This window comes from Kosakonia sp. H7A, from assembly GCF_003028445.1.
Lineage (GTDB): Bacteria > Pseudomonadota > Gammaproteobacteria > Enterobacterales > Enterobacteriaceae > Kosakonia > Kosakonia radicincitans.
In genome coordinates, this window is the sequence record NZ_PYTZ01000005.1 from 98,156 (window position 1) to 110,663 (window position 12,508).

The window sequence follows — 12,508 nt, forward strand, 5'->3', positions numbered from 1 at the left end:
TTGCTCCGTGTAAAACTAACTCAATACGCCGAAAGCGATACCGCCGCCGGACTTGCTTTGTGACGAAAGATTAAACCCGGCCGGCTGCTTCGCGTTCGGCAACTTCTTTATCAAGCTCTTCAATCTTCTTTGCCATCAGATCATGGCAGTGCATCGCCAACTGGCGAACCTGATCTTTACCAAACTGCGCCACATCAATAGGCGGCAGCATCTCAACAATCGCCAGCCCGTTGCGCAGGCGGTTAAGGTTGATTTTGTTAGAGGTGGTAGAAACACAAACCGGGATAATCGGCACGCCCGCCGCAATCGCCGCGTGAAATGCGCCGGTTTTAAACGGCAGCAGACCGCGTCCACGGCTACGGGTGCCTTCCGGGAACATCCAGACAGAGATATTGCGTTTCTGGATCTGTTTCACCACCTGAGCAATGGTGCCGTGCGCTTTCGCACGGTTATCACGGTCGATCAGCAGGTTGCCAGCCAGCCAGTAAAGCTGGCCGAAAAACGGGATCCACAGCAGGCTCTTTTTGCCCACCGTCACCGTTGGCGGCAGCACAATGCTGGACGCCGTAACCATATCGTAGTTGTTCTGGTGGTTGGCGATGTAAATCGCGTTACCGAATTTCTCAGCGCCCGGCGGCAGGCGAGTTTCTACTTTCAGCCCAAGTACCGGCGCAAGCCGACCAAACATATGGCCGAACGTGGCGACATGCTTAGGATTACGCGGACTGAACAGACAGTAGATTGACCCGAATACGCACACCAGAATGGAGTAAATAACAACGATGATTACACGAAAAATGAATAGCATAGCGACCTCTGAAGCCCATACCTTTGAGCATAATATCCATGCCTGCAATGATGCTAAAACAGGCTGTGCCACCAATGACCATTACCTGGTCTGGACTTTTTGTTATGCGGCCTTTAAAACAACGTATTGTTAATCGCAATGCACGAATAAACAACGCTTTTACGGGAAATTTTACGTGTACATGCGCCCCTCCAGGAAGGAGAGGCGCACACTTTAGGAAGATTATTCTTCGCTATCGCCTACCGTCGGACGGGAAGGTGCATCAATCTCCACGCGGTCGATTTTCTGCAAGCCGCGCATCAACGTACCGCGGCGTCCGCGCTCGCCCTGCACTTTCTGCAACTCTTCCGGACGCAGTTTGATTTTACGTTTGCCGACGTGGATGGTCAGCGTGCTGAGCGGCGGCAGCAAATAGAGATGCGCCAGACTATCAACACCTTTCGCCGCATCCGCCGACGGAATGCCAATGATCTTGTTGCCTTTGCCTTTCGACAACTGCGGCAACTCGCTCACCGGGAACATCAGCATACGCCCTGCGGTGGTGATGGCCAGCAGCATATCGTCATCGTTGTCGATCGCCAGCGGCGGCATCACTTTCGCCCCATCCGGCAGGCTGATCAGCGTTTTACCGGCGCGGTTGCGCGCCACTAAATCGTTGAAGGTGCAGACAAAGCCGTAACCAGCATCGGAAGCCATCAGCAGCTTCTGATCGTCGTTACTCATGATCATATGCTCAACCGTCGCGCCCGGCGGCAGCGTCAGCTTACCGGTTAATGGTTCGCCCTGGCCGCGCGCAGACGGCAGCGTAATCGGATCGATAGCGTAACTGCGCCCGGTGGTATCAATAAACACCACGGGCTGGTTGCTCTTACCTTTTACCGACGCCTTCCAGCTGTCTCCGGCTTTGTAGCTCAGACCCTGCGCATCGATGTCATGGCCTTTGGCGCTGCGCACCCAGCCCATTTGCGACAGCACGATAGTAACCGGCTCGGACGGCTGCATGTCATGCTCGTTCATCGCTTTCGCTTCTTCACGCTCATGCAGCGGCGAACGGCGATCGTCGCCAAATGCTGTGGCATCAGCCTGCAGCTCTTTCTTCAGCAGATTGTCCATCTTGCGCTCGGAAGCCAGGATCGCCTGCAACTGATCGCGCTCTTTTTCCAGATCGTTTTGCTCACCGCGAATTTTCATCTCTTCCAGTTTGGCGAGATGACGCAGTTTTAACTCAAGGATCGCTTCCGCCTGCGTTTCACTGATGCCAAAACGCGACATCAACGCCGGTTTCGGATCATCTTCAGTACGGATAATTTCGATCACTTCGTCGATATTGAGAAACGCCACCAGCAAACCTTCAAGGATATGCAGGCGTTTAAGCACTTTCTCCAGACGATGGTTCAGACGGCGACGTACGGTATCGCGGCGGAACGCCAGCCATTCGGTAAGGATCTCCAGCAGGTTTTTCACCGCCGGGCGACCATCCAGACCGATCATGTTCAGGTTAATGCGATAGCTCTTTTCCAGATCGGTGGTGGCGAACAGGTGATTCATCACCTGCTCCATATCCACGCGATTAGAGCGCGGCACAATCACCAGACGCGTCGGGTTTTCATGATCCGACTCGTCACGCAGATCATCGACCATCGGCAGCTTTTTATTGCGCATCTGGGCGGCAATCTGCTCCAGCACGCGCGCGCCGGAAACCTGATGCGGCAGCGCCGTGATCACTACTGCGCCATCCTCTTTTTTCCACACCGCGCGCATGCGCACCGAGCCGCGACCGTTCTGGTAAATTTTACGAATTTCAGCGCGGGAGGTGATGATCTCTGCTTCAGTCGGATAATCCGGCCCCTGCACAATATCCAGCAGTTGATCGAGCGTGGTTTTCGGCTGTTCAATCAGGGCGATGGCGGCATTCGCCACCTCACGCAGGTTGTGCGGCGGAATGTCTGTCGCCATCCCAACCGCAATACCGGTAGTGCCGTTCAGCAGGATGTTCGGCAACCGTGCAGGCAGCATTTTCGGCTCCTGCAACGTACCATCGAAGTTCGGCACCCAGTCAACGGTGCCCTGGCCCAGTTCACTGAGCAGCAGTTCGGCGTATTTCGACAGGCGGGATTCGGTATAACGCATGGCGGCGAAGGATTTCGGATCGTCCGGCGCGCCCCAGTTGCCCTGGCCATCCACCAGCGGATAGCGGTAGGAGAACGGCTGCGCCATCAGCACCATCGCTTCGTAACAGGCGCTATCGCCGTGCGGATGGTATTTACCCAATACATCGCCGACCGTACGGGCGGATTTTTTAAACTTCGCGCTGGCGTTCAACCCCAGCTCTGACATTGCGTAAACGATGCGGCGCTGAACCGGTTTCAGGCCATCACCGATAAACGGCAACGCACGATCCATGATGACGTACATGGAGTAGTTCAGGTATGCGTTTTCCGTAAATTCATGCAGCGCAAGGCGCTCTGCCATATCGCTCATTAATCGAGATTCCTCAACGTATGCGGCCGCCTGTGCGGCGGCAATATTGCCGCAGATACTACCTTATCTGCGGCGAAGAGTCATAGCGATGAGCGATTTTTCGCGCACAACAGGCGCTTACTGAGTGACTTTGCGAATCTCTTTGACGTCGATTTCCACTGAATTCCAGTCTTTATCGACTTCGCCCTGAATTTCGACCACATCCTGTGGCCCGACCGTCACGCCATTCCAGCGTTTACGGTTGATATCGACATTGATGGTGCCGGTTGCATCCTTAAATAAATAAGTATCGTCAGAGAGGCGCTCGACAATGTTGCCACGCAGCGTAACCCAGGCATCGTCACGCAGCGACTTAGAGCTTTCGACGGTCGCTTTGCTGCTGTCCGGGCCGGTAAATCCACCGCTCTGCTGCGCAGATCCCGGACCGGTAAAGCCCCCCTGATTTGCCGCGAAAGCGGGGGCGGAACACAGTGCAATAGCGGCGATAATTGCAGAAATCTTCTTCATCTTTTCTCTCCCTTTTCCTGTGGTTTCCGCTCATTTAACCTGCAACTTCTTAACAACTTCTTAAGGGGAGAAAAGAAAAATTTCCGCTGTACATTACCTGTCGCAAGCGGTTTAACTGCGTGAGAGTCTAGTGAGAAAGGAGGCCATGTGCGCATTTTATTGATTGAAGATGACACGCTCATCGGCGATGGCATCAAAGCCGGGCTGAGCAAAAAAGGATTTAGCATTGACTGGTTCACCGAAGGCAAGCAGGGTCAGGCCGCGCTGTTTGCCGCGCCTTACGATGTGGTGATCCTGGATTTAACGCTGCCAGGCATTGACGGGCTGGATATTCTTCGCCACTGGCGCAGCCAAAAACGCAGCGAACCGGTATTAATCCTCACCGCCCGCGATGCCATTGACCAGCGTGTCGAAGGTTTGCGCCTGGGCGCGGATGATTATCTGTGCAAACCTTTTGCGCTGGTCGAAGTCGCCGCCCGGCTGGAAGTGCTTATTCGCCGCACCCACGGGCAGACGCAAAGCGTGCTGCGACACGGCCCGGTAACCCTTGATCCTGTCAGCCTGATTGCCACGCTTGAGGGCGAAACGCTGGTGTTAAAGCCGAAAGAGTTTGCCCTGCTGGAGCTGTTGCTACGCAACGCCGGACGCGTGTTGCCGCGTAAATTAATCGAAGAGAAACTCTATAACTGGGACGATGAAGTCTCCAGCAACGCGGTTGAAGTGCATGTCCACCACTTGCGGCGCAAGCTCGGTAGCGCGTTTATCCGCACCGTTCATGGCATCGGTTATACGCTGGGAGACGCATGAAAATTGCCCGTCCACTGAGTCTGCGTCTGCGCCTGACCCTACTCTTCTTTCTGCTGGCTATGGCGGCCTGGCTGTGCGCCAGCCTGGTGGCCTGGGATCAGACGCGTTCAAAGCTCGATAAATTGTTCGATACGCAGCAAATGTTGTTTGCCAAACGCTTAAGCGTGATGGAATTTGAACAGCTTAAAAATCCCGCGCCGCAGATCGCCAGCAAGAAGATCAAACACGGTCATCTGGACGATGATGCGCTGGCATTCGCCATCTATTCAACCGACGGCAAAATGCTGCTGCACGACGGCGAAAACGGCAAAGAGATCCCTTACAGCTATCGGCGAGAAGGCTTTGATAATGGTCATTTGCGCGATGATGACGAACGCTGGCGTTTTCTCTGGCTGACCGCACCGGACAATACCTTCCGCATTGTGGTCGGCCAGGAGTGGGAATATCGCCAGGAGATGGCACTGGAGATCATTACCTCCCAGCTCACGCCCTGGCTGGTGGCCCTGCCATTAATGCTGATCTTACTGATCGTGCTGCTGAGTATTGAATTGCGGCCACTGAAAAAACTGGCGCTGGCACTGCGGCATCGCGCGCCGGATCTCGCTCAACCACTCAATACGCAAGGCGTGCCCAGCGAGGTGCGGCCGCTAGTCGATGCGCTGAATCAGCTTTTTGCCCGCACGCACACCATGATGCTGCGCGAGCGGCGCTTCACCTCAGATGCCGCGCATGAGCTGCGTAGCCCGCTGGCGGCGCTGAAAGTACAAACCGAAGTGGCGCAGCTTTCCGATGACGACCCCGAAGCGCTGCAAAAGGCGCTCTCCCAGCTGCATCGCGGTATTGATCGCGCCACACGCCTGGTTGATCAGTTACTCACCTTATCAAGGCTGGATTCGCTGGATAATCTGGCGGATATCGAAACCGTTGCGCTGGAGAACGTATTGCAATCGGCCATCATGGATATTTATCACCCGGCGCAACAAGCGGGTATTGAAGTGCGTTTACATCTGAATACGCCCTCCGTCAGCCGCGAAGGCCAGCCGCTGTTGCTCAGCCTGCTGATCCGCAATCTGCTGGATAATGCGATCCGCTACAGCCCGCCGGGAAGCACGGTGGATGTCACGCTCGATAGCCACTCACTGACCGTGCGGGATAACGGCCCCGGCATGAGCGATGAGATGCAAAAGCGCGCCGGTGAGCGTTTCTACCGCCCGCCAGGGCAAAGCGCCACCGGCAGCGGGCTCGGTTTGTCGATTGTTAAACGCATCGCCAGGCTGCATCACATGTCGGTTTCCTTCAGCAATCATCCTGAGGGAGGCTTTGTCGCGCAAATAACGTGGTAACGCGATTATTGCCCCCAACGTAAAAGTCTTTGCACTTTTTGCCAATTTTTCCGTGCCGATGTTCAGGGTAACATTGCCGTCATTCGATTTTGATTGAGGACATCCCATGAGCAATATTCTGATTATCAACGGTGCGAAAAAATTCGCGCACTCTAATGGTCAACTGAACGACACCCTGACCGAAGTCGCGGAAAGCTATCTGCGCGACCTCGGACATGATGTTAAAACCGTGCGTACCGACGGCGAGTACGACATCAAGGCGGAAGTGCAGAACTTCCTGTGGGCCGACACCATTATCTGGCAGATGCCGGGCTGGTGGATGGGCGCGCCGTGGACGGTGAAGAAATATATGGATGACGTGTTCACCGAAGGTCACGGTTCACTGTACGCCAGCGATGGCCGTACCCGTTCCGATGCCTCCAAAAAATACGGTTCCGGCGGTCTGATCCAGGGCAAAACCTATATGCTGTCGCTGACCTGGAATGCGCCGATGGAAGCGTTCACCGAGAAAGATCAGTTCTTCCACGGTGTCGGCGTTGATGGTGTTTACCTGCCGTTCCACAAAGCGAATCAGTTCCTCGGCATGGAAGCGCTGCCGACCTTTATCACCAATGACGTGATTAAAATGCCTGACGTGCCGCGCTATATCGCAGAATATCGCAAGCATCTGGCGGAGATTTTTGCTTAACTGTGTAGCTGGACTTAGAAGGAGTTAGCCAATTATGTTGACAGTTATTGCCGAAATCCGTACCCGTCCCGGGCAGCATCATCGCCAGGCGGTGCTCGATCAGTTCGCGAAAATCGTTCCTGTTGTGTTGCAGGAAGAGGGTTGTCACGGCTATGAGCCGCTGGTCGATCACGCTGCGGGCGTTAGTTTCCAGGCTACTGCGCCGGATTCCATTATGATGGTGGAGCTGTGGGAAAGCGTGGCGCATCTTGAAGCGCACCTGCAAACGCCGCACATGAAAGCGTGGAGCGAAGCGGTCAAAGGCGACGTGCTGGAAACGCATATCCGCATTCTGCAAGCGGGTCTTTGAGCATGCGACCCTCACCGCACGGCGAGGGGAAGTGACGAAAGCCGGATAAGCGCAGCCGCTATCCGGCATTTTTATTTCTACCAGTACAGTTTCCAGCTCTGCGAAAAGCGCGCCAGCGCCTCCACATAGAAGTAATCCCCCCAGCTACAGCACTCATCCACCCCTTTATTGCCCGACAGATGGTAGACCGAATGTTTCAGCAGCCCGGTCGTGGCTTCATTTTTCCCGGCCAGGTAGTGCTTACCCAGCGACGACATAATGCGCATCGCCCATTGTTGATAGCGCGCGCGATCGGGATCGGTCACCGGCAGATGTTTAATCAGTTCCAGCAAGCCGCACACCGCAATCGCCGCCGAAGAGGAGTCACGCAGCGCATCGCTGCCCACCAGCGCCAGATCCCAGTGGCACACCGCATCTTCCGGTAGACGGTTGAGGAAGTAATTCGCCAGCCGTTTCGACAGCGCCACCATCTCTTTATCACCGGTGTAAATAAAGCTCAGCAGGAAACCATAAATCCCCCACGCCTGGCCGCGCGACCAGCAGGAGTCATCGGCATACCCCTGCTGCGTGTTGCCATAGCACGGTGCGCCCGTTTGCACGTCCATATAATACGTGTGAAAAGTGGAAGCATCTTCACGGATCAGGTATTTCGCCGCTTGCTGTACATGTGCCTGCGCAGCCTGGGCAAAGCGCCGATCCCCGGTCTGCTCACTGGCCCAGTAAAGCAGCGGCAGATTCATGTTGCAGTCGATAATCATGCGCCCGGCCTGCTCAGGATCCTGCAAATCGCCCCACGCCTGGATGATCTGCGCTTTCTCGTGAAAGCGTTCCAGCAGTGCTTCGGCAGCCAGCAGGGCAAACCCGCGCGCCTCATGATTGCTGGTCAGACGCCAGGCCGCCACGCAGGAGAGCGTATATAAGAAGCCCAGATCGTGTGTGTTGGTATCGTGACGTCCGGCAATGCGCAGACCAAACGAGCGCACGTGGCGCTCCGCCATCGCACGGAAACCGTCATCGCCGCTCATCTCCCACGCCAGCCACAATTGCCCGGTCCAGAAGCTGGTGGTCCACTCAACATTTTCGGTCAGCGGATAATAGCCGTGGACGCAGGTTTCGGCGGGGAATTTATCACCGAAATCCGTTAAATGACGGCGAATCAGTTCAAGGGTATGCGCACGCGCGGAATCCAGTTCATCTTTAAACGACTGCACATCCATCGGCGTGCCCGGATAATCGCGTAACGTTTCCTCAACGATTTTACTTAACATATTTCGGTTCCTTGTTGTTACAGAAAATAAGATCAGCGCGCTGCATTATCGCGGGCAATATCTAATGGTCCATGTTGTCGCCATTTGCTCTGGCAGGCAGACAAGGTAAATAACGAAATAAAAGTAAAGCTCAGTGCAATACAGCCCATAATGATGTAGGTATTTTCAAAGCCGATACGGTCATATAATATTCCGGCCGGAGAAGAGACCACCACATTACCGACATACAGCATGGCCTGATAACCTAATAAATACATGGTGGCGTTAACCCGCTTATCAAAATGCTCGGCGATATATTTAAATACCGACACCAACAGCAGGCAGATTTCCAGACCGTACAGCGGTTTTAATACCGAAATCAGCAGATGCGATTCGCACAGCCCGGAAATAATCAGCCGCGCGCCCACTACCAACCCGACAATCAGCAACCCGCGCTTTGCACCGATAAAATTAACGAACAGCGGGATCACCATATACATGACAAATTCCATGCCGGACTGCACCGTGCCCAGGTAACCAAACACCGCGTTGCCCTGGTGGATATCCGTAAAGAAGGTGACAAAGTAGCGGGAGAACTGCTGTTCCGCGATAAACATCATCCACGCCACGCCTGCAACATACAGGCAGAAAGCCCAGAATTTGCGGTTACGCAGCAGCGCGTAAACATCCGCTGGCACGATTTTCTCTTTCGTCAGCACATCGCTGGCGTGAGCGGAGTGGACATTCACTTTCAGGCTCAGTAGAACCACCAGCATGATCAGCGAGGCAACAGAACCCATGATGAAGTTATAAGCTGGCGAGAGGTTAAACAGCAGGCCGGAAAACGACGATGCAACAGCCCAGCCGAGCGATCCCCACATGCGGATTTGCCCGAACTCCATGCCGTTTAAGCGACTGTAACGATCGGTATAGGATTCGCAGGCAGCAACCCCGGCATACCAGGCAAAACTTAAATAAATCGCGCCGACAATAATGCCCACTAAGGTATTGGAAATAAGTAGCGGTTGATACACGTAGATAAAAAATGGTGCCATCAGCGCAGACATCAGCACAACAAAATAGAGCAAATATTTGCTCATGCCGATTTTATCCAGGATATAACCATATATTGGTTTCAGGATCACTGAAAATATCCCATTAATAGCAAATACAGTACCAATTACCGTTCCGCTAAGATTGGCTTTTTGCCCCAACCAGATAGCCAGCAAACCAATACTGGCGGACCAGGTAAAAAAGTAGAGAAATATAAAGCTGCTGATTTTGTAATACTCTGCTTTATTATTAATGGCTATTCTTTCCATACTATCCTCGACGAAAGCATGTAGGGTTCAGAGATATTTACCCGGCCGCAGCCGGGCGTTTAATTAAAATGTAATGACGATTTTTTCCTGCGCGGGCGAATGGATCACCAGCGCATCTTCTTCTATGGATAATTGCGGTAAGTGCGAATGAAACACCTGCTCTGTCACGGCCGCCTGCACCGCACAGGCCAGCCATTGCCGGCCCGGCATTATCGTGCCGCGCAGCACAGGAATGGAGGCGCAAGGAGCAAACATAATGCTGCTGTTCGGCGGCGTTACCACGCTGTCAGCTTCCCGCGGATTATCAGCCAGCAGTTCGAAAATACCGCTGACGCCATTTTCCGCCGCTACCAGGCTGCCGTTTTGCTCATGACGATGCGGGGCTTTCAGCACCGCAAAACCGCCCTCGACGCTCTGTAAATGGCGTTGTGAATCAATGCTATGCACGCGTAAATGCCAGTTTTCACAGGGAATAAGCCACGTCGAGATCTGCACGTCATGCCACGGTGACCAGCGGGAGAAAATCGCCTGTGGGCTGACCACGACCTCATCACATTCGCGGCGACCGCGGAAGTAGTTATCACCTTCACTGAGTAACAGCATCGAATCACAGGCCGCATGCTTGATGCCATAGCGCCCACGTTCAATGGTGAAACCGAACCGGCTGGAGTAGGCAAATTTGGTGTATTTCGCCTCGGTATTGACGTAGTTATTCAGTTCCAGCTGGCCGGATGTCAGCATCCAGACATGCCGTGATTGATCGGTATGCACGAGGATCTGCCCCGCAGGCGGAATAACGCGCTGTGGAGCCAGCGCGGGCAGCGGCAGCTCTTCCGACCGCCAGAAGGTATGGGATTCCGGCAGCGCAAGGATCAAAAAGACTTTCAGCGCCCAGTAGGGCGAGCCCGGCGAGTTGTAGTCTTCGCACATCGCCAGGTTCGGATAAGCAAAACCGAGCGTCAGGATGCCGTCGCGATCGAAAATCGGCTGCCGTAGCCACCAGCGCAAATGGCGCAGGATCAGCCCTTTCACCACGCCAGGTGAAAAGACCTCCAGCCCGGAGAACGCCACCGCGCTCCAGAAAGCCACCATCGCAAAACGGTAGGTCAGGCTGCGGCCAAACGGCACGGACTCCCCTTCTGCCGCCGACATATAGATAAAGTCCTGTGCAAACAGGCTGGCTCGCTGGCGGATAATCGCCGCGCGTTCTGCATCCTCTTCCCCATTCAGCGTGGCGTAGATCAGGCCATAGAAATGGAACGCCATCGAAATGTAGTAATCCTTTGGTCGGCCAGGACCATCGGAATACCAGCCGTCGCCAAGGTAATAGGCATCCATCAGGCGAAAACGGTGTGCGATAGCTGCTGGCTCCCAGGGTAATCCGGCGCGTTTAAACCCCAGTTGCACCATGATGGCAAAGAAATTCCAGTTACTGTCGGGCATCTCAGCATCGGTGATTTGATTAAGCCACTGATGCAGATTATCGGCCTCAGTCTCGCTGAATTTCACCGCCAGCTTATCGCCGAGTAACGCCAGCCCCAGACCGTAAGCGGCCATCTCCACCAGCCGCTGATCGTACGGCCCTGTTTTCCCCCAGAAACCGGCACATTGTGGATCGGTACCGCGCTTAATGGCCGTCAGATATTTATCGCTGAACGTTTCCACATCGCCGCCCGCCATCAACGGAAACAACCCCCACAACGCGCGGGACAGCCCCTCCATTTCGGCAATATCTACGCTGTAATGCGCGCTGGTTGCTCCCAGCGAAAATCGCGCTGCGCCCTGTGGAAACTGCTTATCCAGCGCGTCCAGCATCTGCGTCAACGCGCAGGCTACCTCCGCGCGGGATGACAATGGATTTGAGGTTTTCACTTCCGCCGCCTGCATAGGTTTCTCTCCCGTATCGTGTGGCAGAAGCATAGTGAATCGCCAGGAAGGGGAAATGTTAGCTCTGTCACACCGCCAAGCTTTAGCTGAACCCGTTGTTGAGGAAATTTAAAACTGTGGTTTATAAATAGCGACATCGGGGCAAAAGTTGAGTTTGGTTGCACTATGGCAGACAACTGGCAAACAGAGAGACTGGAACTGATCACCCTCAACGATGCGGTTGCATCGTTCAGCCGCCTGTTTGCCAATACGGTGCGCTATCACCACTGGCATCAGTGCCTGGAAGTGCTGTACGTCGAGGAGGGGTTTGGCGTGGTGATCGTCGATAACCGCCAGTACACCATGCGCCCTGGACGGCTGTTTTTCTTTCCACCGCTCACCATCCATAAAGTGATGGTCGATGAGCAGGCGCAGGCGAGTTATCGCCGCACTATCATTCATGTTGATCACCACGCGATCCTCCGTTATTTCCGCGATTTTCCGCACAATCACAGCCGTTTGCAGCGACTTTCTCAGCGCGGCGGCGCGGCGGTGGTGATGGATGCAGCAACTATTCACGCCCATATCGACCATCTGTTCAGCGGCTACGCCAGGCTGGCCGCCAGCGCGAAACTGAACGGCGAACAAGTCGCCTGCCTGTTGTTGAATTTGCTAAGTATGTTGCCGGAAGAGAGTGAGAAATTGCCGGAAGAAGGTTGCGGCATTGCCACGCCAGTGATGTTCTGGCTGGAAGAGAACTACCAGCAAAAATTCAGCCTGGAAAAGCTGGCGCAGGAGCTGGGGAAATCGCGCAGCTACATCTCGCGCCGCTTCCATGAAGAAACCGGCGAGCCGATTAATCACTATCTCAACACCATTCGCCTGCGCAAAGCCTGCGACTATCTGCTGCACAGCCCGCACAGCATTCGCGACATCGCCGCACTGGTGGGATTTTCTGACGTCACCTGGTTTATTAGCGCTTTCAGGAAAGGTATCGGTGAAACACCGCTGCAATACCGTAAAAATCACGTGTCGCAACGGCGCTGACTGTTGCCCGTGGCGCGCTTTTGCTATGGTGAGGCACTGATAA

At 54.4% G+C, this 12,508-nt stretch carries 11 protein-coding genes; 5 read left to right on the plus strand and 6 right to left on the minus strand.

The window, feature by feature from the left end; all coding sequences use genetic code 11:
* Positions 1 to 70: 70 nt before the first annotated feature.
* The 3 genes from CWM66_RS17505 to CWM66_RS17515 form a co-directional block, all read right to left on the minus strand.
* Positions 71 to 808, minus strand: a complete 738-nt coding sequence (locus CWM66_RS17505) for a 1-acylglycerol-3-phosphate O-acyltransferase (protein ID WP_035889663.1) — start codon at positions 806 to 808, stop codon at positions 71 to 73.
* A gap of 222 nt (positions 809 to 1,030) precedes the next feature.
* Entirely contained in the window at positions 1,031 to 3,289 is a 2,259-nt protein-coding gene (parC, locus tag CWM66_RS17510) for a DNA topoisomerase IV subunit A (protein WP_007370120.1), read from the minus strand.
* A gap of 117 nt (positions 3,290 to 3,406) precedes the next feature.
* Entirely contained in the window at positions 3,407 to 3,796 is a 390-nt protein-coding gene (locus CWM66_RS17515; RefSeq protein ID WP_071921526.1) for a YgiW/YdeI family stress tolerance OB fold protein, read from the minus strand.
* 147 nt (positions 3,797 to 3,943) lie between these two features.
* Between CWM66_RS17515 and qseB the strand changes: the two genes are divergently transcribed.
* The 4 genes from qseB to CWM66_RS17535 all read left to right on the plus strand — a co-directional run bounded on the left by qseB (position 3,944) and on the right by CWM66_RS17535 (position 6,983).
* Positions 3,944 to 4,603 (plus strand): quorum sensing response regulator transcription factor QseB, encoded by a 660-nt coding sequence (gene qseB, locus CWM66_RS17520; protein ID WP_107147006.1) that lies wholly within the window; start codon positions 3,944 to 3,946, stop codon positions 4,601 to 4,603.
* Positions 4,600 to 5,946 carry a quorum sensing histidine kinase QseC gene (qseC, locus tag CWM66_RS17525; RefSeq protein ID WP_007370117.1) on the plus strand — a complete coding sequence of 449 codons (1,347 nt, stop codon included), beginning with the start codon at positions 4,600 to 4,602 and terminating at the stop codon, positions 5,944 to 5,946. The genes qseB and qseC overlap by 4 nt, the downstream gene beginning before the upstream one ends.
* Before the next feature lie 106 nt (positions 5,947 to 6,052).
* Positions 6,053 to 6,634 (plus strand): NAD(P)H-dependent oxidoreductase, encoded by a 582-nt coding sequence (locus tag CWM66_RS17530; protein WP_007370116.1) that lies wholly within the window; start codon positions 6,053 to 6,055, stop codon positions 6,632 to 6,634.
* Between the two features lie 34 nt (positions 6,635 to 6,668).
* A complete protein-coding gene (locus CWM66_RS17535) occupies positions 6,669 to 6,983 on the plus strand; it encodes a putative quinol monooxygenase (RefSeq protein ID WP_035889666.1) in 315 nt (104 codons plus the stop codon).
* Positions 6,984 to 7,060: 77 nt separating this feature from the next.
* Here the strand turns inward: CWM66_RS17535 and CWM66_RS17540 are convergent, their stop codons facing one another.
* From CWM66_RS17540 to CWM66_RS17550, 3 genes are all read right to left on the minus strand, one after another.
* Positions 7,061 to 8,251: a glycoside hydrolase family 88 protein gene (locus CWM66_RS17540; protein WP_035889667.1), complete on the minus strand. Its 1,191-nt coding sequence runs from the start codon at positions 8,249 to 8,251 to the stop codon at positions 7,061 to 7,063.
* A 32-nt stretch (positions 8,252 to 8,283) separates the two neighbouring features.
* Positions 8,284 to 9,552, minus strand: coding sequence for an oligosaccharide MFS transporter (locus tag CWM66_RS17545; protein ID WP_007370113.1), 1,269 nt, complete (start codon positions 9,550 to 9,552; stop codon positions 8,284 to 8,286).
* 63 nt (positions 9,553 to 9,615) lie between these two features.
* Complete coding sequence (locus CWM66_RS17550) at positions 9,616 to 11,439, minus strand: DUF2264 domain-containing protein (RefSeq protein ID WP_107147007.1); 1,824 nt, start codon at positions 11,437 to 11,439, stop codon at positions 9,616 to 9,618.
* Between the two features lie 165 nt (positions 11,440 to 11,604).
* Here CWM66_RS17550 and CWM66_RS17555 point away from each other — a divergent pair, with 165 nt between their 5' ends.
* Complete coding sequence (locus CWM66_RS17555) at positions 11,605 to 12,465, plus strand: AraC family transcriptional regulator (protein ID WP_107147008.1); 861 nt, start codon at positions 11,605 to 11,607, stop codon at positions 12,463 to 12,465.
* Positions 12,466 to 12,508 lie beyond the last annotated feature (43 nt).